The sequence below is a fragment of the Neoalteromonas flava genome (assembly GCF_002807685.1).
In the GTDB taxonomy this organism is placed as follows: domain Bacteria; phylum Pseudomonadota; class Gammaproteobacteria; order Enterobacterales; family Alteromonadaceae; genus Alteromonas_E; species Alteromonas_E flava.
Map to the genome: position 1 here is coordinate 1 of NZ_PEAX01000039.1, position 261 is coordinate 261.

Sequence of the window (261 nt, forward strand, 5' to 3'; positions counted from 1 at the left end):
GCTGACGAGTGGCGGACGGGTGAGTAATGCTTGGGAATTTGCCTTTAGGAGGGGGATAACAGTTGGAAACGACTGCTAATACCGCATAATGTCTACGGACCAAAGGGGGCTTCGGCTCCCACCTATAGAGAAGCCCAAGTGAGATTAGCTAGTTGGTGAGGTAAAGGCTCACCAAGGCGACGATCTCTAGCTGTTCTGAGAGGAAGATCAGCCACACTGGGACTGAGACACGGCCCAGACTCCTACGGGAGGCAGCAGTGG

The 261-nt window shown here is 54.4% G+C and carries 1 rRNA gene; it reads left to right on the forward strand.

The annotated features are described in order from the left end of the window. A 16S ribosomal RNA gene (locus CSH92_RS17025) occupies positions 1-261 on the forward strand; the annotation flags it as partial.